The sequence below is a fragment of the Salibacter sp. genome (genome assembly GCF_031581065.1).
Classification (GTDB): Bacteria; Bacteroidota; Bacteroidia; order Flavobacteriales_G; family Salibacteraceae; genus Salibacter.
On sequence record NZ_JAVLBN010000033.1, the window covers coordinates 1 to 24,432 of the forward strand.

Annotated in this window: 24 protein-coding genes; 12 read left to right on the forward strand and 12 right to left on the reverse strand. The window is 40.8% G+C overall.

Going from position 1 to position 24,432, the window contains the following annotated elements:
* Positions 1-46 precede the first annotated feature (46 nt).
* Genes RI557_RS08445 through rsgA form a run of 3 tightly spaced genes read right to left on the reverse strand, consistent with a single transcriptional unit; the run spans position 47 to position 1,760 of the window.
* Positions 47-382: a nucleotide pyrophosphohydrolase gene (locus RI557_RS08445; protein ID WP_310683244.1), complete on the reverse strand. Its 336-nt coding sequence runs from the start codon at positions 380-382 to the stop codon at positions 47-49.
* Positions 382-828 (reverse strand): D-aminoacyl-tRNA deacylase, encoded by a 447-nt coding sequence (gene dtd / locus RI557_RS08450; protein WP_310683246.1) that lies wholly within the window; start codon positions 826-828, stop codon positions 382-384. The genes RI557_RS08445 and dtd overlap by 1 nt, the downstream gene beginning before the upstream one ends.
* On the reverse strand, positions 828-1,760 hold the full coding sequence (gene rsgA, locus RI557_RS08455; protein ID WP_310683248.1) for a ribosome small subunit-dependent GTPase A: 933 nt from the start codon (positions 1,758-1,760) through the stop codon (positions 828-830). Before rsgA ends, dtd begins: the two co-directional genes overlap by 1 nt.
* 69 nt (positions 1,761-1,829) lie before the next feature.
* Between rsgA and gldA the strand changes: the two genes are divergently transcribed.
* Complete coding sequence (gene gldA, locus RI557_RS08460) at positions 1,830-2,738, forward strand: gliding motility-associated ABC transporter ATP-binding subunit GldA (RefSeq protein ID WP_310683250.1); 909 nt, start codon at positions 1,830-1,832, stop codon at positions 2,736-2,738.
* Positions 2,739-2,744: 6 nt separating this feature from the next.
* Entirely contained in the window at positions 2,745-3,368 is a 624-nt protein-coding gene (locus RI557_RS08465; RefSeq protein ID WP_310668423.1) for a class I SAM-dependent methyltransferase, read from the forward strand.
* Here the strand turns inward: RI557_RS08465 and RI557_RS08470 are convergent.
* Complete coding sequence (locus tag RI557_RS08470; RefSeq protein WP_310683252.1) at positions 3,345-4,202, reverse strand: UbiA family prenyltransferase; 858 nt, start codon at positions 4,200-4,202, stop codon at positions 3,345-3,347. The genes RI557_RS08465 and RI557_RS08470 overlap by 24 nt on opposite strands.
* Positions 4,203-4,367: 165 nt before the next feature.
* On the opposite strand from RI557_RS08470, the gene gcvP reads away from it, so the two are divergent.
* Both gcvP and RI557_RS08480 read left to right on the forward strand, forming a co-directional pair.
* Positions 4,368-7,232: an aminomethyl-transferring glycine dehydrogenase gene (gene gcvP, locus RI557_RS08475; protein ID WP_310683254.1), complete on the forward strand. Its 2,865-nt coding sequence runs from the start codon at positions 4,368-4,370 to the stop codon at positions 7,230-7,232.
* A 154-nt stretch (positions 7,233-7,386) separates the two neighbouring features.
* Positions 7,387-9,969 (forward strand): T9SS type A sorting domain-containing protein, encoded by a 2,583-nt coding sequence (locus RI557_RS08480; protein WP_310683256.1) that lies wholly within the window; start codon positions 7,387-7,389, stop codon positions 9,967-9,969.
* Positions 9,970-10,051: 82 nt separating this feature from the next.
* Here RI557_RS08480 and prfB read toward each other — a convergent pair.
* The 5 genes from prfB to RI557_RS08505 form a co-directional block, all read right to left on the reverse strand.
* Positions 10,052-11,153 (reverse strand): peptide chain release factor 2 gene (prfB, locus tag RI557_RS08485; RefSeq protein ID WP_310668419.1). Its coding sequence is split into 2 segments (ribosomal slippage): positions 10,052-11,089 and positions 11,091-11,153, totalling 1,101 coding nucleotides; the frame shifts between segments, so codons are not numbered across the junction.
* Position 11,154: 1 nt separating this feature from the next.
* Entirely contained in the window at positions 11,155-11,631 is a 477-nt protein-coding gene (locus RI557_RS08490) for a regulatory protein RecX (protein ID WP_310668418.1), read from the reverse strand.
* A gap of 7 nt (positions 11,632-11,638) precedes the next feature.
* Positions 11,639-13,195, reverse strand: a complete 1,557-nt coding sequence (locus tag RI557_RS08495) for an Rne/Rng family ribonuclease (protein ID WP_310668417.1) — start codon at positions 13,193-13,195, stop codon at positions 11,639-11,641.
* Between the two features lie 173 nt (positions 13,196-13,368).
* Positions 13,369-13,893: a tetratricopeptide repeat protein gene (locus tag RI557_RS08500; protein WP_310668416.1), complete on the reverse strand. Its 525-nt coding sequence runs from the start codon at positions 13,891-13,893 to the stop codon at positions 13,369-13,371.
* Between the two features lie 11 nt (positions 13,894-13,904).
* Positions 13,905-14,198 (reverse strand): HU family DNA-binding protein, encoded by a 294-nt coding sequence (locus tag RI557_RS08505; protein WP_310668415.1) that lies wholly within the window; start codon positions 14,196-14,198, stop codon positions 13,905-13,907.
* A gap of 122 nt (positions 14,199-14,320) precedes the next feature.
* On the opposite strand from RI557_RS08505, the gene mutY reads away from it, so the two are divergent.
* Genes mutY through gldD form a run of 4 tightly spaced genes read left to right on the forward strand, consistent with a single transcriptional unit; the run spans position 14,321 to position 17,883 of the window.
* On the forward strand, positions 14,321-15,382 hold the full coding sequence (mutY, locus tag RI557_RS08510) for an A/G-specific adenine glycosylase (protein WP_310683258.1): 1,062 nt from the start codon (positions 14,321-14,323) through the stop codon (positions 15,380-15,382).
* 49 nt (positions 15,383-15,431) lie between these two features.
* Positions 15,432-15,899, forward strand: coding sequence for a single-stranded DNA-binding protein (locus tag RI557_RS08515; RefSeq protein ID WP_310668412.1), 468 nt, complete (start codon positions 15,432-15,434; stop codon positions 15,897-15,899).
* 21 nt (positions 15,900-15,920) lie between these two features.
* Positions 15,921-17,309, forward strand: a complete 1,389-nt coding sequence (gene gldE / locus RI557_RS08520; RefSeq protein WP_310668411.1) for a gliding motility-associated protein GldE — start codon at positions 15,921-15,923, stop codon at positions 17,307-17,309.
* Complete coding sequence (gene gldD / locus RI557_RS08525) at positions 17,290-17,883, forward strand: gliding motility lipoprotein GldD (RefSeq protein WP_310683266.1); 594 nt, start codon at positions 17,290-17,292, stop codon at positions 17,881-17,883. The genes gldE and gldD overlap by 20 nt, the downstream gene beginning before the upstream one ends.
* Here the strand turns inward: gldD and RI557_RS08530 are convergent.
* Both RI557_RS08530 and RI557_RS08535 read right to left on the reverse strand, forming a co-directional pair.
* Positions 17,861-18,916: a COX15/CtaA family protein gene (locus RI557_RS08530; protein WP_310683260.1), complete on the reverse strand. Its 1,056-nt coding sequence runs from the start codon at positions 18,914-18,916 to the stop codon at positions 17,861-17,863. The two genes, gldD and RI557_RS08530, sit on opposite strands and share 23 nt — an antisense overlap.
* Positions 18,917-18,953: 37 nt before the next feature.
* Positions 18,954-19,286 carry a hypothetical protein gene (locus RI557_RS08535; protein WP_310668408.1) on the reverse strand — a complete coding sequence of 111 codons (333 nt, stop codon included), beginning with the start codon at positions 19,284-19,286 and terminating at the stop codon, positions 18,954-18,956.
* 106 nt (positions 19,287-19,392) lie between these two features.
* Here RI557_RS08535 and tatC point away from each other — a divergent pair, with 106 nt between their 5' ends.
* The 3 genes from tatC to lptB are packed head-to-tail and all read left to right on the forward strand — an operon-like array spanning position 19,393 to position 23,616.
* The gene (tatC, locus tag RI557_RS08540) at positions 19,393-20,250 is read left to right on the forward strand and encodes a twin-arginine translocase subunit TatC (protein ID WP_310668407.1); all 858 of its coding nucleotides are present in this window, start codon (positions 19,393-19,395) and stop codon (positions 20,248-20,250) included.
* Positions 20,251-20,298: 48 nt separating this feature from the next.
* Positions 20,299-22,866 carry a DUF5686 family protein gene (locus RI557_RS08545; RefSeq protein ID WP_310683262.1) on the forward strand — a complete coding sequence of 856 codons (2,568 nt, stop codon included), beginning with the start codon at positions 20,299-20,301 and terminating at the stop codon, positions 22,864-22,866.
* Positions 22,867-22,875: 9 nt separating this feature from the next.
* The gene (gene lptB / locus RI557_RS08550) at positions 22,876-23,616 is read left to right on the forward strand and encodes an LPS export ABC transporter ATP-binding protein (RefSeq protein ID WP_310668405.1); all 741 of its coding nucleotides are present in this window, start codon (positions 22,876-22,878) and stop codon (positions 23,614-23,616) included.
* Positions 23,617-23,687: 71 nt separating this feature from the next.
* Here lptB and RI557_RS08555 read toward each other — a convergent pair whose 3' ends face one another.
* Positions 23,688-23,897: an addiction module protein gene (locus tag RI557_RS08555; protein ID WP_310668404.1), complete on the reverse strand. Its 210-nt coding sequence runs from the start codon at positions 23,895-23,897 to the stop codon at positions 23,688-23,690.
* A 325-nt stretch (positions 23,898-24,222) separates the two neighbouring features.
* Between RI557_RS08555 and RI557_RS08560 the strand changes: the two genes are divergently transcribed.
* A partial coding sequence (locus RI557_RS08560) for a hypothetical protein (protein WP_310683264.1) occupies positions 24,223-24,432 on the forward strand: 210 nt, incomplete at its 3' end.

The following is a 24,432-nucleotide window of genomic DNA, read 5'->3' on the forward strand; positions in this document are numbered from 1 at the left end:
CCCAAACCTGTCAGGTTTAAATTAAACAATTAAACTTTAAAACGCATCATTTCAACTTCTCATTACTCTGATGACCCTCTTTATCGCGTTTTGTTTTGAGCTGTAGCTTTTCATCCCAGGCTTTTTGCAGGTCAACTCCTGTTTGATTTGCCAGGCAAACTGCCACAAAAATTACATCAGCCAGTTCCTCGCCTAAATCCTTGTTCTTGTCTTTTTCTTTCTCACTTTGCTCGCCATATCTCCTGGCGATTATACGTGCCACTTCTCCAACTTCTTCACTCAATTGAGTCATATTCGTGAGTTCGTTAAAGTAGCGAACTCCAACATTTTTGATCCAATCATCAACCTCAGCCTGTATGGCTTCAAACTTTTCCTTTTCCATTATTCTTTGTTTTTTGAATCGAGCCAAATCGTAACGGGGCCGTCATTCGTAAACGAAACCTCCATGTGGGCACCAAACTTTCCGGTTCTGACCGTTACCCCACTTTCTTCAAATTTACGGATTGCTTTTTCATACATCGGTTCGGCTATATCAGGTTTTGCCGCGTTGATATACGATGGTCTGTTTCCCTTTTTGGTACTGGCATGCAGCGTGAACTGACTCACGAGTAGCACCTCGCCTTCAGTATCGAGCACTGAAACTTCTTTTTGGTCAGATCCCTCAAAAAGCCGCATATTGACCGTCTTGCGAACAATCCAATCGAGATCCTCCTCCGTATCATCATGACCGATTCCCAGCAACACGACAAGTCCGCTCGAGATTTCACCCGTAACTTCGTCATCAACCACAACTTTCCCGTTTCCTGAACGCTGAATTAATGCTCTCATTAAAATTGTTTTTGAAATGAATCGTCATTCAACATCTCGATGTAATTATCGTATCGCCTGCCGGCAATCTCACCTTCTTCAACAGCTTTTTTAATCGCGCAGCCAGGCTCATTGATATGCATGCAGTTATTGAATTTACAATCCTGAATTCGCTCACGCATCTCAGGAAAATAATGACTCAAATGTTCTTTTTCAAAATCGACTACGCCAAAGCTACGCAACCCGGGAGTATCTGTAATAAAACCACCAAAATCGAGTTCGTGCATCTCAGCAAAAGTGGTAGTGTGTTGTCCTTTATCGTTATATCCCGAGACATCTGCCGTTTTGAGATCGAGGTCCGACTGAATAGCATTGATAAGCGATGATTTACCCACACCACTCTGCCCGGTGAGAACCGAATATTTATCGTGTAAAAGTGCTTTGAATTCCTCCAAACCTTTCCCTGTTTTGGTTGAAGTGAGCAGAACCGGATAGCCGGCTAAATCGTAAATCGCCAGCGCTTCAGCAAGGGTATCGATTGCAGGATCTGACCGACAAAGATCAAATTTATTGAACACGATCAGAGCCGGGATTCGGTATGCCTCAGCACTCACCAAAATGCGGTCGATAAACCCGAACGCTACTTTGGGATCAACAATTGAGGAGATTACCACAATTTGATCAACATTGGAAGCAATGATGTGTGTTTGTTTAGAGAGCTTGGTTGATTTGCGAATGAGTGCATTTTTGCGATCAGCGATATCTACAATGACATTTTCGCTGTTGTCATCACTGAGTTTTATGGCAACCTCATCGCCCACTGCAACCGGATTGGTCGATTTTATTCCCTTTTGCCTGAACTTTCCTTTAAGTCGGCAATCATAAACCTGTCCATTTGGCGTTCTCACCTTGTACCAGCTACCTGTCGATTTTACCACTACTCCCTGAACCATATCTGAATCTGAGTATTTACAACGCGAAGATTGTATTTTTTTACTTTTGAGCATTCGCAAAAGCAAACTATGTCAATAACAGTTAAGAACGTAACCAAAATATACGGAGAGCAAAAAGCTTTAAATGATGTTTCATTTGAGGTGAAACCGGGAGAGATTATAGGCTTTTTGGGGCCAAATGGTGCAGGAAAAAGTACGATGATGAAAATTTTGACGTGCTTTATTCCGCAAACTCTTGGCGAGGCGTTCGTCTCGGGGCACAATGTGGAAGAACAGCCGATGAAGGTCAAAAAGAGCATCGGTTACCTGCCAGAGCACAATCCGCAATACCTCGAAATGTATGTCAAAGAGTATCTGCTTTTTTGTGCAGGACTGCACAATGTAGAGAACAAGAAAGAGCGCATTAAGGAAATGATCGATTTGGTTGGGCTGGAAAAAGAGCAAAACAAAAAAATCGGTGCGCTCTCAAAAGGTTATCGCCAGCGTGTTGGTTTAGCTCAGGCGCTTTTGCACGATCCGGATGTTTTGATTTTGGATGAGCCCACAAGCGGACTCGACCCGAATCAAATTGTGGAAATCAGGAATGTGATCAAAAACATAGGCCGTGAAAAAACAGTGATGATGAGTACGCACATCATGCAGGAAGTTGAAGCTATTTGTGATCGCGTCATTATCATCAACAAAGGAGAAATTGTTGCTGACAAACCCACGACAGAATTGAGAAAAGTATCGGGTGCTTCTCAACTCATCGAAGTAGAGTTTGACTCTGACCCTAACATTGAGCTCATCGAAAAGATTGAAGGTGTAACGCGCGTTCAAAATGTTCACGGCACCCATTACCGAATTGAATGCGAAACGGGCAGCGATGTGCGACCACTGATTTTTGAGTTTGCTGTTGAGCAAAAAATGAAAGTATTGCAGCTAAATTCTGAGGAGATGAACTTAGAAGATGTATTCCAAAAACTCACAAAAGGCTAATCAATCGTGCGATTTGTAGGTTACCGACTCGTTGCTCCGTTCTACGAAACAATGCGGAACTTTTTCTTCCCATCTATTTCAAAGGCTCAGCGCGAATTCCATCGTCTAGACCCAAAACTCGTAACAAAAATAGCGGTTGTAGGAGGCGGTTCGGGCGACATCCTGTATCCGCTGCTCGAAAAATTTAAAAATGCCACTATCTACTTTATTGAGCCATCAGAGTCGATGATGGAAAAGGCCAGAGAAAGATTTGGTACTTCGAGAAGAATCTTTTTCAAAGAAGAAAACATGGAAGATATCAACCTTGAAGACATCGATGTCATGATCCTTCCGTTTGTGCTGGACATCATTCCTGAAAGAAAGATGAAAGCCGTTGCAAAATCAGTTATTGTGAGTGTAAAGCACAAAGGATTTATTCTGTTCAGCGACTTCGTTCAAAAGCAAGATGCTTTTTCAAAACTGAAAACGTTTGTCCTCTACCTCATTTTCTTGCCATTCCGCGGAAAACTTCAAATGAGTCTGCCCGATTACAACCTCTTTTTCGACAATTTCAAACACAAATTAGTCAGCGAAAAGAATTTCAGCAACAAGACTGTGACCAGCCGGTTATATCAGGTTTACAAGGATTAAAAGTAAAATCACCTCGACAATAGCTGCTCCCTCAAATCCAAAAGAATAAAAATACTCTGAGCGGTTTGGTTTGGTTCTGACCAAAAAGAACAACACCCACGCAGCCGTGATAAATTGCGCGACAAAAAGAATAATTTCACTATCGGTCAGAGCCACAAAAAGCAGAGCTAACAACACATAGCTCAACAACGCAATTCCCGATATCCACTTTGATACTTTTATCCCCATTTGATTGGGAATTGTTCGTAACCCTTCTCTTTTATCAACTCTTAAGTCTCTTATATCAAACGGAAGCGTGATAGCTAACAAAAAGAAAAAGCGTTTTAAAAAAAGTCCCCACGAAGCAGATGAACTCAGCATTTCAGTCACCGGTAAAAAAACAGTTGTGAGATAACTGACAACCGCAGATATCGCAAATACTTTGATATAGGGTAAATCGCGTAAACGAATGAATTTACCATTTATCGGAATCACAGGAAAAGAATAAGCCAACCCCACAAATGAAGGAATGAGGACTTTCTTCTGTTGCTCCCATGAGAGCTCAAGAAAATAATATCCGGTTCCCACTAATCCGATCAAAACGATAATCGCCAAAACCGTTTTGTACTCATTCATGAAATATACCCGTTCGACCAATTGTGAGCTTTTACTCCTTATCAATCCATACAAGCGATGAGCAGGGTAAAGCGCAAGAGTTGAAAAGAGAATAAACCAAACTGTTTCATTCACTTGAATTCCTCTAATTACCGTTAGCTGTGTACAGCCTATCAGCGCTGCTATGACGAGCAACACATACAGGTTTGAGAAAAGAAAAAAGTTCAACAGCTTGTTCATGCGACTAAAGTGATAAACAAAGAAAAGAAACTCTCCAATTTTTCACCCGTTCTCTCGAACAAGATAACAGAAAATTGGTTAGGTAAAATATAAACGTGAACAAGGTTTAAATAGCCATTTTTTTTGAGTTATTTTGCCTGCCAAATTCATTAAAAAGTGTTGAAAATGAAGTGGAGTAGCTTTGAGCGCAGACACATAGGATCATCTGAACAAGATGTACAGGAAATGATAGAGGCTATTGGTTGTAACAGCCTCGATGAACTCGTTGACAGAACTGTCCCTGAGCAAATTAGGATGCAAAAGCCTTTAGACATTTCAAAGGCGATGACAGAGTTTGAGTTTACCAACCACATCAATGAGTTGGGACAAAAAAACCGACAGATGAAAAATTTCATCGGTCAGGGATATTACGGCACTATTACACCGGCCGTAATTCAGCGCAACATCCTTGAAAACCCGGGCTGGTACACAGCCTACACACCCTACCAGGCTGAGATTGCTCAGGGAAGACTCGAAGCGCTTCTCAACTTTCAAACGATGGTAATGGACATGACCAACATGGAAATTGCCAATGCTTCCCTCTTAGATGAAGCAACTGCAGCAGCAGAGGCCATGATCATGTTCTACAACACTCGCTCGAGACAAGCTCAAAAAGCCGGTGTCAAAAAATTCTTCATCGATAAAGATGTATTTGAGCAAACTAAGGAAGTTCTCAAAACACGTGCTACTCCGCTCGGTATTGAGCTGGAAACAGGCAGCTTTGAAGATGTCGTGCTCGACAACACTTACTTTGGAGCACTCCTTCAATACCCAACTGCAACAGGAAGGGTAGTTGATTATTCAAGCTTTATTGAAAAAGCCCACACTAACGACATCAAAGTTTGTATGGCAGCAGACATCATGTCGCTCGCCTTGCTAAAATCTCCCGGCAGCATGAATGCCGATTGCGCAGTTGGATCAACTCAGCGTTTCGGTATCCCGATGGGATATGGTGGTCCGCACGCAGCTTATTTTGCCACACACGAAAAGTACAAGCGTCACATACCGGGCAGAATCATTGGCGTGAGTAAAGATAAAGATGGTCATCCCGCTTTCCGCATGGCCCTTCAAACACGCGAACAACACATCCGCAGAGATAAAGCTACTTCAAACATCTGCACGGCTCAGGCACTTCTCGCGGTAATGGCTGGTTTTTATGCTGTTTACCACGGTTCTGACGGAATCATTGACATAGCGCAAACGATTCACGACAAAGCACAAAGTGTTCGCAATACACTTGAAAAGGCCGGAATTGAAATCGTGAACAAAACTCATTTTGATACGCTCACGGTCAGAGCCGATCAAAGCCAAATGGCGAAAGTCAAAGCTGAAATGGAAAAAGCCGGCTTCAACCTTTATTACGGTGAGAACACGATCTCCATCAGTCTGGACGAAACGAAGACCTGGGAGAACGCAGAAAAAATGAGCGAAGTACTCGTTTCCACTCTTGCCGGATCTGACCAAAAATTTGACAGAGCAGATCAGGTGAAAGTGCCAAAAGAATTTGAGCGTACAACATCTTTCTTAAATCATGACATTTTTAACATGTACCACTCAGAGACGCAAATCATGCGGTACATGAAAAAATTAGAAAACAGAGATGTTTCTCTTACACATTCGATGATTTCTCTCGGATCCTGTACAATGAAATTGAATGCAGCATCTGAGCTTTACCCAATTTCAAATCAGAATTTCGCGAATGTTCATCCATTTGCTCCTGTTGATCAAACGCAGGGCTACAAAGAAATCATTGATGAGTTAGGCAAAGATCTATCAGAAATCACTGGATTTGACAGCGTATCTTTTCAACCTAACTCTGGTGCCCAGGGTGAATATGCCGGATTGATGGTGATTAAAGCATATCACGAAAGCAACAACGACCACCAGCGTCATGTTTGCCTGATACCTTCATCTGCTCACGGTACTAACCCCGCATCAGCAGTGATGGCCGGAATGAAAGTAGTTGTTGTGAAATGCGATGACAACGGAAATATCGATGTTGAGGATCTGAAAGAAAAAGCTGAGAAATACAGTGATGAACTATCTGCTTTGATGGTAACGTATCCTTCAACTCACGGAGTATTTGAGGAAAAGATCAAAGAGATTATCGACATCATCCACGCTCATGGCGGACAGGTTTACATGGATGGAGCGAACATGAACGCTCAGGTTGGTCTTACATCTCCCGGATTAATTGGTGCTGATGTTTGTCACCTCAACCTTCACAAAACATTTGCAATTCCGCACGGTGGCGGTGGACCAGGTATGGGTCCGATTGGTGTTGCCAAACACTTAACGCCATTCCTTCCAACGCATCCACTTCATAAAACTGGTGGTGAAAATGGAATAACATCAATATCTGCCGCACCTTATGGTTCAGCATTGATTCTGTTGATTTCTTACGGCTATATCAAAATGCTCGGCCAAAGAGGATTGACGAAATCTTCCAAAATGGCGATTTTGAATGCGAATTACATTAGAGCTCAACTCAAAGATCATTACGATGTTCTCTATGTAGGCACAAACAATACCGTTGCACATGAGATGATTATTGATTGCCGCAACTTTAAGAGAACTGCAAATATTGAAGTTGAAGATATGGCCAAGCGATTGATCGATTATGGTTTCCATTCTCCAACAGTTTCATTTCCTGTTGCGGGCACAATGATGATTGAACCGACAGAGAGTGAAGACAAAGATGAGATCGATCGGTTCATAACAGCCATGCGTCAAATTAGAGAAGAAATCAAATTGATCGAGGAAGGCGAAGCAGATAAAAAAGAAAACGTACTGAAAAATGCTCCACACACAGCTCGCATGATTGCTACCAGTGAGTGGGACAAGCCTTACAGTCGTGAAAAAGCTGCTTATCCTGTCCCCTATCTTCTCGATGCCAAGTTCTGGAGTTACTCCAGGAGAATTGACAATGCTTATGGCGATAGAAATTTAATGTGTAGTTGCTTACCTATTGAAGAGTATCAGGCTGTGTAATTAATGGTCTATTTTCATTTTTTTTGACAACACATTGTAAAGTCGCTATATTTGTATTGATCGAATAACAAACTTTACTCTTTAAAGATTCGTTTGTGAATTAAATTATTATTAATTTCACCGACTCGTAAAGAGTAATTAAATTAATTAAATTATGAAGAAATATTTACTAACAGTCGCAGGGTTAGCATTAGCTGGCGGGTTAAGTGCTCAAACAGCCCTGCAAGATGTTCCTGAAGCCCCAAAGGCATTAAATGTTGCTGAAAGGACATCAATTCAGAGTTACACATTTACCCGCTCTGGTGGAAATGCTCCAACAGCACTAAATGGTGACACGATCTTCGAGGAAACATTTGGTAACGGTTTAGCTGGAGATGGTTCTAACGGTGCATGGAGTTCATTTATATTGAATAATTCATCCGCTCCACTTGCTTGGGAATACCGTGGTCCAAACACATCCCCTGACAACACAGAGGGCTCAATTGGAGCATATTCAGGTGTTACTCAAAATGAAAATGACCCAATTGCTTCAGCTACTTTAGCAAATGGTTTCATGATTTTTGACAGTGATTACCTCGATAATAATGGTAGCCCTCAAACAATGGGTAGTGGTCCGGTTCCTACACCACACATTGGTATTTTGGAAACTCCTACTATGGACTTTACAGGTTACCAAAGTATTTACTTGAGAATGACTTCTTACTTTAGAAGATTCCAGAGTACAGCTCATGTAGCATTTTCTACAGACGGAGGTATGACTTACCCTGATACTATTGATATTTACACTGATGATTTTACAGTGAATGCAGCTACACCAAATGCTGAATTGATTTACGTTCCAATACCTTTTAATATTCCAGGTAACAACAACGTAAAAGCTCAGTTTGTATTTGATGGAGCTACAATAAGTAATGCAAATGGTTCAGGATACTATTTCTGGCAAATTGATGACATTCAGTTTGTTCAGGGTCCTGACAACGATCTGGTCCTCGATGACAACTTCTTTAACTGGGGTCTAAATCAAGGTCAAAACTATTACTACGCTAACATTCCATTGAATCACGCTAGCACTGATACAGTTAATTTCAGTGGTGAATTGACAAACCAGGGCTCTCAAACACAACCAAATAGTAGAGTTGATGTGTTCTTTAATGGTTCTCTAGAAACTCAAACTACATCAAACCCAAGTTTGGCTACTGGTAGTTCAGATTCATTAGGAAATTCTGGTGATGTTATCATGAATAAAGCAATTGGTAATTACGCAATTGACTTTGTTGCAAACTCTGACAACACAGATGATTTTCCAGTTAATGATACAGCTAACTTTAACTTGAATATAACAGAAGATGTTTATTCAAGAGCAGATGATAGTATAACTTTAGACCAGGGTAACTTCTACCAGGGTTACAACTATGCTGTTGGTTTTAGCATGACAATTAAAGAAATCGATACGCTTGAATCAGTAGATATCTATTTCTCTAGTTTTTCTGCTGAAAATGCACAGGTTCAAATTTGCGTTTGGGATGCTAACTTTAACAATTTAACATCAACAGATCCAAATTCATTCTACAACCTTGGAGCTGGCGACATTGGTGCATGGTCAAACTATGACATTACTGATCTTGAGCTTACTCCCGGTGATTACATCGTAGGTTTCCAAACGTTTGGTGACTCAGTATCGATGGCTCAAGGTCAACCAGGTGCTGATCCACAAACTGTATTTGTAAGGCCTGATAACAATGCAGCTCAAGACTGGTTCTTCACTAGCTTGAACCCTAAGATTAAAGCTAACGTTAAAGGATTTGCTTGTGATGAATTAACTGGTGACTTCAACGTTGATTCAGAAGCTTCTTGTGGTTTAGCTGACGGTCAGGCTACTGTTACTTTTGGCACTAACAACTACGATGTTGAATGGCCTGATGGTACAATGACTGCTACTAACTCAGGATTAGCAGCAGGTTCTTACATGGTAACGATCTCTGATGCTAATGGATGTTCAGGTACAGTTGAAGTTATCATGACTAATGCGAATGCACCGCTATTTGGTGGTTACGATGTAACTGACGTTACTTGTAATGGTGACAATGATGGATCGTTAACTGCTAATGCTACTGGTGGATCAACTCCTTATACATACACATGGAGTAATGGAGGATCTGGCCAAACAATCTCTGGACTAGCTCCAGGCCAGTACAGCGTTACTATTACTGATGCAGGTGGATGTGAAACAGTTGGCGGAACTGAATTTGTTGATGAGCCTTCTCCACTTCAGTCTAATACAGATAAAGATGAAGCAGCTTCTGAAGTATCTGTAACGGCATCAGGTGGTACTAGCCCATACCAATATGAGTGGAGCAACGGTGACCAATCTGCAACTTCTGTAGTTGATTCTACTGGAACTTACACTGTTACCATTACTGATGACAATGGTTGTATTACAACTGATTCTCAGTTTATCCAACCTACAGGTTATGGAGAATTAGCATTAACTAACAACATCAAAGTTTATCCAAACCCTAACAACGGTCAGTTTGAAGTTAACTTCAACGGTCTTAATGGTGCTTACGACATTGTTGTTCGTAACATCGTAGGACAAACTGTTGCACAGGATAGAGTTAATGTTTCAGGAAACGCTCAAAAACGTTTCAACCTATCTGACATGAACAAAGGAATTTACCTAATTGAAGTTCAAGATCAAGAAGGTAAATCTGCGACATACAAAGTAGTTGTGAAGTAATTCCAACTCCTTTAAATCAACAAAAAAGGCTTCTCAAACGAGAAGCCTTTTTTTATGCCTTTAAATAAAGAAAATGACTTGATTAGTCCTCTTTCTTGCTACCGCCAAATTCCATAAGATACCCCTTGATAAACTTATCGAGGTCCCCATCCATGACTGCCTGAACATTGGAAGTCTCAACATCAGTCCTTACATCCTTTACCATTTTATATGGGTGGAATACATAACTGCGAATTTGAGAACCCCACTCAATTTTTTTCTTATCTCCTTCTATTGAATCTCGCTCTTCAAGACGCTTACGCATCTCAATTTCGTAGAGCTTAGATTTCAATAGACGCATTGCATTCTCTTTATTCTTGAGCTGAGAACGAGTTTCAGTATTGCGAATGATAATCCCTGATGGTTTGTGCTCTAATCGCACACCAGTCTCAACTTTATTGACGTTTTGACCACCTGCACCACCGGATCTGAATGTTTCCCAATTGATATCTGATTGATGAACCTCAATCTCGATAGTATCATCTATTACGGGATAGACGAAAACAGAAGCAAAAGAAGTATGACGCCTAGAGTTCGAGTCAAAAGGTGAAATTCTAACGAGTCGGTGGACACCATTCTCTCCTTTTAAATATCCGTAAGCAAACTCACCCTGTATCTCAATCGTAACAGATTTAATACCGGCTTCATCGCCCTTTTGGTAGTCGATTTCCTTTACTTTAAAATTGCTTTTTTCTGCCCACATCAAGTACATGCGATAGAGCATTGAAGCCCAATCCTGGCTTTCTGTACCGCCTGCTCCGGGATTTATTTCAAGTACAGCATCGAGCTCGTCTTCGGGTTCTGAAAGCATGTTTTTAAACTCCAGATCCTCAATGCCTTCAATTATTTGAGAGTAGGTTTTATCAATTTCTTCTTCAGATCCTTCGCCACTTTCATGAAACTCGATTAATACCTCGAGTTCATCCTTCTTTTCACTAATAGCATCAAAAGCTGTAGTCCAGTTTTTGAGTCTTTTAATCTCTTTAAGTATGGACTCAGCTTTTTTGGGATCATCCCAAAACTCAGGATCCTGAGACTTGAGTTCTTTTTCCTTTATCTCTTCACGCTTACTATCCAGGTCAAAGATACCCCCTTAACGCATCCAGGCGCCCGGTTAATTTCTTCAAATCGTCTTGTGAAACCATATTACAAGTTGTTGTTAATCCAATCCCAAATCAGGTTATTCTCAAAGCCTCTACTCTGTAAAAACCTCAACAATGAGGCTTTTCTCTCTTTCAATGGCTTTGATTTGATCAGGTTTAATTTTGTTTTAGCTTCTTTTTCCAAAATACCAAGGTACTCATCCTGCGAAACTTCATTTAAAGCAAGTTCAATATTGTAATTAGAGATTTGCTTTTCTTTTAGTTTGTATGAAATTTTCAGTTTTCCCCATCCTTTTGAACGGAGCTTACCTCTTACAAATGATTCAGTATAGCGCTGTTCATTAATGAAGTCTTGAGATATCAATTCTGCAAGCACCTCTTCACTATCATTATGATTCATGCCCCAGTCTCGAAGTTTCTTGTAAACTTCACTTTGACAGCGCTCCTGATAAGCGCAGTATTTCATCGCTTTGGTCAGAGCCTGATGAACCGTATATACATGTTGCTTGCCGAACGACATAGCAAAATCAATTGGTTGTCACTTCTTCATTGGAGGCATTGATCAACTTGAACTTCATGAGTGGATAAGCAGTTCTGGGCTGAATTTTAATCCAGCGTTTGTAGTTCATGAACCATTTCCACTGGTATTTCTTTTTGTTCTGTTTGAAGTAAGCATCAATAAATGGATGAACCTTAATTAGGGCAACTTTTTCATTTTGATCTTCAATAGCAAAACGCAAAGCATTTTCGATATCATCGATGAGTAGAATTGTAGCCTGAACTTCCTGAGTATCGCCATCTTTTGTGGGAATTTCCTCAGCCGTTTTAATGTCCATTTCAGGCCTCACGCGCTGTCTCGTGATCTGAACAAGTCCAAACTTACTGGGAGGTAAAACATAGTGTTTGGCCCTGTCGAGTTTCATTACTTCATTAACCTTATTGAACAGAGTCTTGCGATTGTTGGAATCCTGCATATCGATAAAATCGACAACAATGATACCTCCCATATCTCTCAACCTTAGTTGACGAGCTATTTCCTCAGCTGCTTCGAGATTCGTTCGCAACGCATTGCGTTCCTGAGAATCTTCTTTTTTAGCCGTGTTTCCGCTGTTCACGTCAATGACATGAAGTGCCTCAGTGTGTTCAACCACTAAATAAGCACCACTTGACATGGTAACATTCTTACCGAATGAGCCTTTGATTTGGCGTTCCACACCAAAGTGATCAAATATGCTTTTCTTTCCCTTGTATTGACGGCAAATCTTTGCCTGATCTGGGGAAATACTCTTCATGTAGTTTTGAATTTCTTTGTACAACTTTTCTTCATTAACGACTATGTTGTTAAAAGAATCATTCAAAACATCACGCAAAAGTGCAGATGTACGATCGAGTTCTCCCAAAACCCTAACCGGTGGATTAGCACTTTTGAGGTTATGAAAACACTCATCCCACTTTTGCAACAACTCTCTGAGGTCACGATCGAGATCCGCAACTTTTTTGTTTTCAGCTACGGTTCTGACTATGATGCCAAAGTTGTTTGGCTTAATACTGTGTACCAGACGTCTTAATCGGTCTTTTTCCTTGCGATGTTTAATCTTGGAAGAGACCGAGACCTTGTCTGTAAAGGGGACTAAAACCAGATACCTCCCGGCAATACTCAACTCAGTTGAAATGCGGGGGCCTTTAGTTGAAATTGGCTCTTTCGCTATTTGGACAAGAATTTCCTGACCTGGCTTTAGTACTTCTTTAATGTTGCCACCTTTATTTATATCAGGTAGTAACTTAAAGTTTTTAAGGTTAGAGGCATTCGCTTTTTTCGAACGAACATCTCCCAAATACGACAATACATTTGCTGCCTGAGGACCCAAGTCAAAGTAATGCAAGAAAGCATCTTTTGAGTACCCAACATCAACAAATGCAGCATTTAACCCGGGAACGAGTTTTTTAACTCTTCCCAGGTACAAATCACCTACTGTGTAGTCGTTATTGTGTTTTTCCTTATGTAATTCAACCAGCTTCTTATCCTCGAGCAGCGCAATCTCAACTTCTTTATTTGTAACATTTACAATGAGATCTTTTTTCACGTAATGTCAATTTAGAAGTGAAAAACGCTAAAATGAGGAAAGCCCCTCGTGGGGGCTAAGGAAAGAATACGTTATTGAATTACTTTCTCTTTTTGTGACGATTTTTACGTAAGCGTTTTTTACGTTTATGAGTCGCCATCTTATGTCTTTTTCTCTTCTTTCCGCTTGGCATATTAATTCTTTTTAAGTTCTTTAAAAAATTCTTTTCCCTGCTTCAGCAGCTCAGGATTATCAGCGTTGTCTACGACAAACTCCATCCTTTTGCTTGCTGATAGCGTATCACCTTCATTAGCGTTTACAACAGCTAACAGGTAATGCGCTTCAATAAAGTTAGTATCGAGTTCAATTACGCGTTCAAATCGTGAAACGGCTTTTTCGAGCTGCCCTGTTTGAATAGACAGCGCGCCAAGTTCCATTTGAACACGAATATTTTCAGGGTTGTTTTGAGCAATTTCACGCAATTTCATGATCCCGGCCATTGGGGCCTCGCTTCTCACTTTTACGAGAGCAGAATCAATTTGTGCATTGATATCACTTTTTTCAGATCCTGATGAACTGCTTTGACTTTTTACGTCTTTTTTGGTATTTTGTTTAGCAGCAACTTCTTTTTCGTTCGGGGTAGTTCGAGCAAAAAATAGTGCTGCACCTATGGCAACAGCACTCAGAATGATAATTATTTGTAATCCGCTAAATTTCAAATGTCAATTAATTACTTTTTAACTTTAACGTTTTCTTTAACGTCATTCAAAAACGTCTTGGCCGGCTTAAATGCTGGAATATTGTGAGCAGGAATAATAATTGTTGTATTCTTTGAAATGTTACGACCAGTTTTTTCAGCACGTTTCTTAACGATAAACGAACCAAAGCCTCTCAAGTAAACATTCTCTCCCTTTGTCAATGCTGCTTTAACCTGTTCCATGAAAGTTTCTACAGTTGCCTGCACCATCACCTTTTCGATTCCTGTTTCATCAGAGATTTCTGTAACGATATCTGCCTTAGTCATAATTGTAAGTCTTTAATTATTACGGTTTTATAATTTCTGTTTCGAGGTCTGCAAAGATACTGTAATATTTGTAATGCGAAAATAATTTCAATGTATTTTTGAAATCTTAAAAATGAAAATGCATGAATTTTGCTAATGAGCTAATCAATTGGTACCAAAAGAACAAGCGCTCATTACCGTGGCGTAACACCAAAAAACCCTATAAAATATGGCTCTCTGAAATCATCCTCCAGCAAACGAGAGTAGACCAGGGAAAATCATATTATTTAAAGTTTGAAAAAGAGTTTCCCACAGTGAGCTCGTTAGCTAAAGCTGACGAACAAAAAGTGCTCAATATGTGGCAGGGTTTAGGATATTACAGCAGGGCCAGAAATCTCAAAAAAGCAGCTGACCAGGTAATATCTGATTTTAATGGTGTCTTTCCAACTGACTACAAAGAGTTGTTAAAACTGAAAGGTGTGGGGAAATACACGGCAGCCGCTGTCGCTTCTTTTTCAAAAAACGAACGTGTTCCGGTAGTTGACGGCAATGTTTATCGCGTTATTAGTCGGTATTTGAATATTGATGAGCCAATTAATACTCCAAAATCTTACAAGATCTTTAGTGAAGCTGCTCTTGAGCTCATGGAAAACTGCAGGCCCGATGAATTCAATCAGGCCATAATGGAATTTGGCGCGCTTCACTGTACTCCAACAAATCCAAAATGCAACGAATGTCCGCTCAGCTATAATTGTACTGCTCTGGCTCTCAACATCGTTAAAGACCTCCCTGTAAAAAAGAAAAAAAGCAAAGTCAAAGAGCGTTTCTTCAATTTCATCATCACGAACAATGCGAGCGGATTTGCAATTGAAAAACGCAACCAAAAAGGAATTTGGCAAAACCTCTACCAGTTCCCGATGATTGAAACCTCTAACCATAAGCACGAATTCAGTGAATTGAAAAAGCTTATTGAAACTGATGACCGCTTTGAGAACCACAAGGTGAGACAGGTGACGCAAATCGGATCTGACCGAAAACATTTGCTGAGCCACCAAAGAATTTGGGCGCGTTTTTATGAAGTTGAGTTTGATGAGGAAACCAACAATCAAAAAAAATTAGTCAGAACCAAATCGCTTGAGCACTACCCAATACCGAGATTAATTGAGCGATTTGTTGAAGAGGAGGCTCCTCATTATTTGAAATAGCCTGTGTTTTACTTAGCTTTGTTTACTACTTTAAAAATAAAGACAAATTATGGCAGCGAGCTTAAACAAAGTGACATTAATTGGTAATTTAGGTCAGGATCCAGAAATAAGAACATTTGAAAGTGGTGCCACTTTAGCTCGATTTACACTGGCTACCAACGAAACGTACAAAAACAAAAGCGGTGAGCTCGTAAAACGTACTGAATGGCACAACATTACAATGTGGAGAGGCCTGGCTGAAGTTGCTGAAAAGTACCTCAAAAAAGGAAACCGCGTTTATGTTGAAGGAAAAATTCGCTCGAGGACTTACGAAGATAATGACAAGATCATGCGTAAAGTTTATGAAATCGATGTCAATGATATGATCATGTTGAGCGGTCCTAATGACTCATCAGGACAGGGTGGTCAATCGCAAAGTTCCGGAGGTAATTCATCTTCTCAATACGACCAGGCTCCACCATCTCAAAACCAGGCTCAGGACAACTCAGCCGAGATGGACGATGATTTGCCGTTTTAAGTCGAACTAAATTAATCTGAATTGGACGAACCGAGTAGTCATTCGCTTTTTCTCTTTATCGCTGACATCACAATTTTCAACTGGGAAGTTCTCTCAGGCATTGTAGCTCTCATTGTACTATTGCTGGGATCAGCACTTGTATCAGGATCTGAAGTTGCCTTTTTCAGCCTATCTCCCACTCACAAAAAGGATTTGGAAGAGGAAAATAGCAAAACAGCTGAAGTGATTTTATTCCTGCTGGATCACACGAAATCACTTTTAGCAACAATACTCATATCCAACAACTTCATCAATGTAGCCATCATTTTGCTATCATCACTATTGAGTCAAATGCTGTTCAGTTTTGAGAGCACTACCTTATTGGGAATTTACATATCATCAGGCATGATCGCATTCCTGATCAACGTAGTAGCCATTACATTCCTCATATTACTGACAGGTGAAGTCATCCCTAAAGTTTACGCATCCAAATATCCCATGCAGTTATCGCGTACAATGGCGCTTCCTTTACACACAGCTTACAAAATATTTGATCGCATAAAACTGGTAACACTTTTGGTCAGATCCACACGATTCATCGACCGCAAGTTGAAGAAAAAAGGAAATAACATCTCAGTTAACGAACTTTCACACGCTCTCGAAATTACCGATACTCACGAAATTCGCGAAGAGGATGAACGCATTTTAAAAGGTATCGTGAAATTTGGTACAACTGATGTCAAGCAAGTTATGACTCCACGCCTCGATGTTGTAGCCATCGATGAAGCTACTCCGTACAAAGACTTACTGGAAGAAATAACTGAATCAGGATATTCGCGTATTCCGGTTTTTGAAGAAAACTTCGATAATGTAAAAGGGGTTCTCTACCTAAAGGATTTGCTTCCCTACCTGAATGAGGAAGAATCTTTCGAGTGGACAAAGCTCATGAGAGAGCCTTTTTACGTACCGGAAAACAAAAAAATTGACGATCTGCTAAAAGAATTTCAAGACAAGAAAATCCATCTCGCTATCGTTGTTGACGAATACGGTGGAAGTTCCGGAATTATCACGCTTGAAGACGTCATTGAAGAAATTGTAGGTGAAATAAGCGATGAGTTTGATGATGAGGATTTGGTTTACTCCAGACTCGATGATCACAATTACGTTTTTGAAGGAAAAACACCGCTCAACGATGTGTACCGCGTACTCGACATTGAAGGTGATATTTTTGAAGAGAGCAAGGGCGAAGCTGATACTTTAGCAGGATTCGTCCTGGAGCTTGCCGGAAAAATTCCACAAAAAAATGAACGTGTTTCATTTGAGCATTACACCTTTACGGTTGAAGCTTCAGATAAAAGAAGAATAAAACGAGTGAAACTCACAATTGAAGATGAAACGATGAATGATGATAATGAGAGCCAAAGCGAATAATTTACTGAGTCTTTTACTGATAATTCTTGTGTCGTTTTTCTCGGCCTGTTCAGATGATTACACCCCAAAACCGCGCGGCTATCACAGGATTGAATTACCAGAGCATTCGTATAATAAATTTGATGAAAATTGCCCCTTCACGTTTGAGTACAGCAAACACAGCAAATTGGATTACAAGAGAATCGACACGAACAGAAATCCCTGCTGGATGAATATCCTGTATCCAAAATTCAAGGCTCGTGTTTACGTCTCTTACTTTGGCGAACATGTTGAAGACTCATTGAGACAATTGACTGAAGACAGTCGTGACCTCGTGATGAAGCATATCGTAAAAGCAAACGACATCGAAGAGAGTCTTATCACGAAAAGAGAAGATGACGTTTACGGTATTTCGTACGATTTTAAAGGGAGTACAGCATCGAATTATCAGTTTTTCATAACCGATAGCACTGATCATTATTTACACGCATCGCTCTATTTTGAAACAGCTCCCAAACCAGACTCTATTGCTCCGGTTGAGCAGTTTGTCAAAGAAGACATCGAGCACTTCATCAGGTCATTTGAGTGGAAATAGTTCGGCTCTGACCGTGGTGACTAACTCTTGGCTTTACCTGCAGAAACACGTATAGCTGAACGAGGAAAAGCAAAAAGGCAAAAATTAAATGTGCCGGCTGCATTTCTTTAGGAAACCCGAGATAAGTCAACCCGACTCCCAGTAAAACTTCAATCAACAAAATCCCTCCCCACATAAAGAGATAGGCTTTTTGACCAGTTCCGGCCTTAATCAGCTTATAGATCAAATATCCATTGATCAACATCACCAGGATAGAAAAACTCCTGTGAATAGCGTAAATAACAGGCAAACTCTCAATGATATTGATACGCTCAATACCACTTTTGAGCAAATGATCAACTTCTTCGCGAACACTCGTTCCAAGTAAAATTTGCAAAATGGATATTCCCAGCACACCTAAAAACAGGTAGAAAGTCTTTTTCCCTATTGGTGTTCTCGTGTTATTTTTGAGCCTATTGATCAACAGCGTGAGAATGGTGACGATCAGCAGCGCTCCAAACATGTGAATGGTGATTTGATTAGGCACGAGATTGCCATCTACCACGAGCTTGCCCAGCCAGGCTTCAAACCCGAGTAAAAACAGCGATGCAGCTGCAAAAAGCGTAACAACCTTATCGCGTTTCCAATAGAAAAGCCCCACTAAAAAGAGAAAGAAAGTCGGGATTCCTGTTGCAGCACCTATTAACCGGTTGATGTATTCTGTCCACGTGTGGTAGACATTGAAATGCGCGTAATCGTGGCGTGTGTATTTTTCCCAGTTCCTGGGATTGAAAGATTCATCAGTTTCAAATGAAGCATTTGCTATCCAAAGCGCTTCTTCGTGCAGAATCATTTGCCCCTGTTCAAAAAACCTTTGAGATTCCCACTTAACCTGATCTTCATCAGTTGGCGGAATTATGTGTCCAAAACATTTGGGCCAATCCGGGCAACCCATTCCCGATCCTGTCATCCTCACAAAGCTCCCCGCGAAAACTACTAACATGGATAAAACCAGAGATACACGGGCTAAATTGAGCGCTACTTTCCTCATCATTCACTCAAAAACGAAATTATGCCGCCAAAAGTGCTAATTAAATAGCAATTGCCGGAAGTATTTCGAAAAAATTAGGGAAATCAATTTTGTTGTTATCAAGGCCCTCTTTCAGGTAATCCCAAAAACCATTTTCATCAGGTTGTTTTGGCTTTTGATTTTCATCTGAGCTTTGGTCAGATCCTTTTAAACCATCGATATTTGACCGGCTCAATCCCATTGAATCACTGCTCAACTGGACTGATGACATCTTGCTCTGACCGTCATAAATCGAAGAATTGTTGTTATCCGTTTTGATTGAGGTGGTGTCATTCATCAGAACAAACATCCCCAGTGAAAGTGCCGCTGTTAAAAGAAGAATGAATCTATTCATAGAGAATGCTTTAAAAGAATATTCAAATGTAAGATTTATTAATTAAACGATTGAAACTAAAATCAGTTTTCCTGAAAACAAAAATTTTACTTTTGCCCACTTAATTATGGCGAAAAAACTCCCGCAACACGAAGAATCTGAAATGTCGTTTCTCGATCATCTCGAGGAACTGAGATGGCATCTCGTAAGAGGATCTGCCGCTATCATCATTGGCGCAATCCTGGTCTTTGCCAATAAGTCATTCATTTTTGACGGAATCATTTTCGCCCCAAAAAGCCCTGACTTTTGGACATTTCAAAAACTATGCTCGTTCTCTCACTGGCTCAACACTTCAATTCCACAGCTTTTCAGAGACGCTGATTTACTGTGTATTGGCCAGGATATTCCAAAGCTGCAAAACATTAGCATGACCGGCCAGTTCACCTCTCACATTTTGGTGTCAATCATAGCCGGCCTCGTCATCGCATTTCCTTATTTGATTTGGGAATTGTGGCGTTTCATTAAACCCGGATTACAGCCCAGTGAAAGAAAAATGACACGCGGACTCGTTTTCTTTACCTCACTCCTTTTCTTCACAGGTGTGCTTTTTGGCTATTATGTAATTGCACCGTTATCGATCAACTTTCTCTCTACATACTCTGTGAGTGAAGCCGTGCAAACTATTCCCACACTGCGCACTTACATCACCACCGTAACAACAGTTGTGTTGGCAAGTGGAATTTTGTTTGAGCTGCCCATACTCGTTTACTTCCTCACAAAAATAGGATTGATAACACCGCAGTTTTTGCGCAAATACCGCAGGCATTTCATCGTAATAGCATTGATAATTGCAGCCATCATCACTCCGCCAGACTTGTTCAGCCAAATACTGGTATGCCTGCCCTTGATGATCCTTTACGAAATAAGTATCTTGCTCTCCATTTACATAACCAAAAAGGAAGCTAAAAAAGAACAAGCCAGTTAAAAGGCATTCATTATTTTAGCCGAAATTAAACTGTGTAGAACCCCATTGATGAAAACAAGCTTGCGAACATATCTTTATTTCGCCCTAACACTGCTTTTAGTGAGTTTTTCTGCTTCAATGGTCAGAGCCCAGTACACCTCTGTATCGGGAACCGTAACAGATGCCAAAACCGGTGAGCCGCTCCCTTTCGTCAACATTTCATTCGTCAACAAGAACATCGGTACCACGACTGATCTCAACGGCTATTACGAAATCAAAACGCAGTGGGCTTCTGATAAACTGAGAGCTTCATTTGTTGGCTACAAACCGCAGGAGCGAATGATTCAGCCCGGAGAAAAGCAGGAAGTAAACTTCGAACTCAAACAAACTGCCGAGCAACTCAAGGAAGTGGAAATCAAGGCCGACAAGAAAAAACGCTACCGCAACAAAGACAATCCGGCCGTTATTCTCATCAGGAATGTGCTCGAGCACCGCGATGAAAACCGCATGAACAGCGAGAACCTCGAGTACCTTGAATACAACAAGTACACGAAAGACGAGTATGACCTCAACAACTTTACTGATAAATGGACAAAGCGAAACTCGTTGAGAAGTTTTAAAATCGCTTTCCAGTACATCGACACGAGTGACATGAACGGGAAGCCTTACATCCCGATTCTCATCAAAGAAAAAGTATCGAAAATCTATTTTCGGTCAGATCCAAAAGCCGAAAAGGAAGTAGTAAAAGGCCTTAAGCTATCGGGATTTGAAAACAGCGTTTTTGGTGAAGGTGTTAGTCAGTTTCTCGACAAACTCGGTTCTGAAGTGGATATTTACGACAACACCATCGACCTGCTGGATAAGTCGTTTACCTCTCCAATATCAGGGCTCGGACCAAATGTTTACCGTTACTACATCACCGATTCCATGATGATTGACGGAGTCAAATTCAAAGAACTTTCATTTATTCCCAGAGATCCGCAACTGGTTGCTTTTACCGGGAAAATGCTGGTTGGCGACAGCTCGCTCAACTATGTTGTGAAAGAAATTGAAATGAATGTGGACAGCCGCATCAACATCAATTTCCTGGAAGATTTGCGCATCAACCAGGAATTCACCTATCACGACAGCATCGGCTGGATTCTCACAAAAGACAAAATGACGGTTGATATTCAGCCCGCTGATGAAGGGCTGGGACTGTACAACACGAAAACGGTTAGTTACGATAATTTCATCATCAACAAGCCGCGAGCTGACGATATTTATTCGGGTCTGAACAATGAAGTGATTGGCGACAGCGCAACCGAACGAAATGACAAGTTTTGGGAGGAAATGCGCCATGACACACTCACCGATCAGGAAGAGGGAATTTACCAAATGGCTGATACTATTCAGAGCCTTCCCGAGTTTAAAACGGTTGCCAATGTGGGTGAGTTTTTGCTGAGCGGATACACGAAAGCCGGCCCAATTGACATAGGGCCGATTACTTCTTTCATGAGTTACAATGATGTTGAAGGTATCAGGTTTAGAGTTGGTGGCCGCACAAATCTCAACTTTCACGAAAACTGGCGATTTGAAGGATATGGCGCTTATGGAATAAATGATGAGCGCTGGAAATACTCGGGTACTGCTGAATACTACTTCAGTAAAACACCGCTCACGAAGCTGCATCTCAGCTATACTGATGATGTGTTTCAGCCCGGGTTTGATGTAAACTGGAGCGATAACGACAATATTTTCCTTTCGCTGAGGAGAGGTCCGGCCGATAACATGCTCTACCAGCAAAAGTGGACCGGTTATTTTCAAAAAGAGTGGTTCATCGGGCTGCAAAACACTTTTAGGATCGACAACAAAAACCTCATGAGCTCGGCTTTTAACGATTTTGTTCAGTTCGGTTCTGACTATACGCCACAGGGAGACCCAATAGACAAAATTGAACCGATCAATGTTACTGAATTAACGCTCAGAACCAGGCTGGCCATCAACGAAAAATTTGTTCAGGGTCGTTTTGCCAGGTCGCAGATCAAGACAACGGCTCCGGTATTCACTTTTGACTACACCTATAGCCCGCCACAGATAAGCGATTACGAATATCACAAACTGTACCTAAGCATCACCAAGCGCTTCAAGTTGGGCATCTTTGGTTTTTCTGATGTTGAAGTTGAAGGAAATAAAATTTTTGGTGCTGTTCCTTACCCGCTACTCGTGATTCACCGCGGGAACGAGACCTTTACTTATGACGACCGCTCGTTTAACCTGATGAACTTTGTGGAGTTTGGTAGCGATCAATCTGCCAGCATTATGGTTCAACACCACTTTAATGGGTTGTTGACGAGTAATGTTCCGTTCATGGATCGCCTGAAATGGAGAGCTGTGGTATCAGCTAAAGCTGTGATGGGATCATTGAGCGATGCCAATACCGATACCACGAATACTGACCTTGTCGTTTTACCTGAAGAAATGGGAACCCTAGAGCGCAAACCTTACGTTGAGGTGAGTGCCGGTATTGAAAATATACTAAAGCTCTTCCGTTTTGATATTGTAAAACGACTCACTTACCTCGATAATGAGGGTGTTAGTGAGTTGTGGGGTGTTAAAGGTTACGGCATACGCGGAAAAATTCAAATTTCATTTTAACGAAATAGCATGAAGCTAAGAGCCGAAAATATTGTCAAGAAATACAAAAGCAGAACTGTTGTTAAAGGTGTTTCAGTTGAAGTGAACCAGGGAGAAATTGTGGGTTTGCTGGGACCAAACGGAGCCGGCAAAACAACTTCGTTTTACATGATTGTTGGCCTCATCAAGCCCAACGAAGGACACGTTTACCTCGATCAGCAGGAAATCACCAAATTCCCGATGTACAAAAGGTCAAAGCTGGGAATTGGTTACTTACCACAGGAAGCTTCAGTTTTTAGAAAGTTGAGTGTTGAAGACAATATTATGGCTGTGCTGCAAATGACTGATCTCAACAAACGCGAACGGGAAGAGAAGCTGGAATCGTTGATCGATGAATTTAGTCTGAACCACGTGCGCACAAACCGCGGTGACCTGTTATCAGGCGGTGAGCGCAGAAGGACAGAAATCGCCAGGGCGCTTGCTGTTGACCCAAAATTCATCCTGTTAGATGAGCCATTTGCAGGGGTTGACCCTATTGCCGTTGAAGACATTCAAACCATCGTTTACCAACTCAAATACCGCAACATCGGAATTCTCATCACCGATCACAACGTACAGGAAACACTTTCCATTACCGAGCGCGCTTACCTCCTCTTTGAAGGTAACATCCTAAAAGCCGGAACTGCAGAAGAACTTGCAGAAGATGAACAGGTAAGAAAGGTTTACCTCGGCCAAAATTTTGAGTTGAAGAGGAAGAAAGCTCAGGGGTAGAAAATAGATTTCAGATGAAAATCATCTTTTATATCTCTTTTGCGGATATTAAAAAAGTATGGAACCCATTCCTACTTGAAAATATCGTTTTCAGCCTCTTCCCAGGAACGAGTTTTCATCACATCTTTTTTGATGAGTTTTTTTCGATTGCTAACTTCATTTTTCTGCCACTCAGGGATTTCGTGTTGTTCAGTTATTGTAACATAATCCAACGTCTCTAAAAGAGACAGAAACTTTTTGTACTTACTTTCCTCAATGCTCAACACAACCTGCTTTTTCATCACTTCCATTATTTTCAGTCTAATAACTACTTATGGAACGATACACTGATAACCAAAGGTACAAGAATTGATCATCAACAATAGGTGCCTGTTTACTAAACAAATAAATCCTTACATCTCAATTTATTACTTTTGAGATTAATGAACTCATTGGACGAATTAGTATTAGATCAACCACGCGATGGAATCGCGCGGGAGCGGGGGATTTATATATGGTATGCTTGAAGCATCTGGAACAGTTGATAAAGGACTAATGTGGATAGATGAAAACATTGTAAACCCAAAACCTCAATATATTCCACGGTAAACCCTGTAATCAATTATCATGAATAAAATAGTATATCATATAAAATGGTTTTACAATTACACATTGTATATTGGAATAGCACTACGAAAGAAAATAAGAAAAAAAGGAACTGATAATCCAAATGTGTTGGAAATGAACTCTCAGTTTTGGCTTGCTTTACTAAATGGTTTTATTATTGCTACTGGGATTCTACCAATTTTCATGAACAAACAGGAGATGATGAACTCA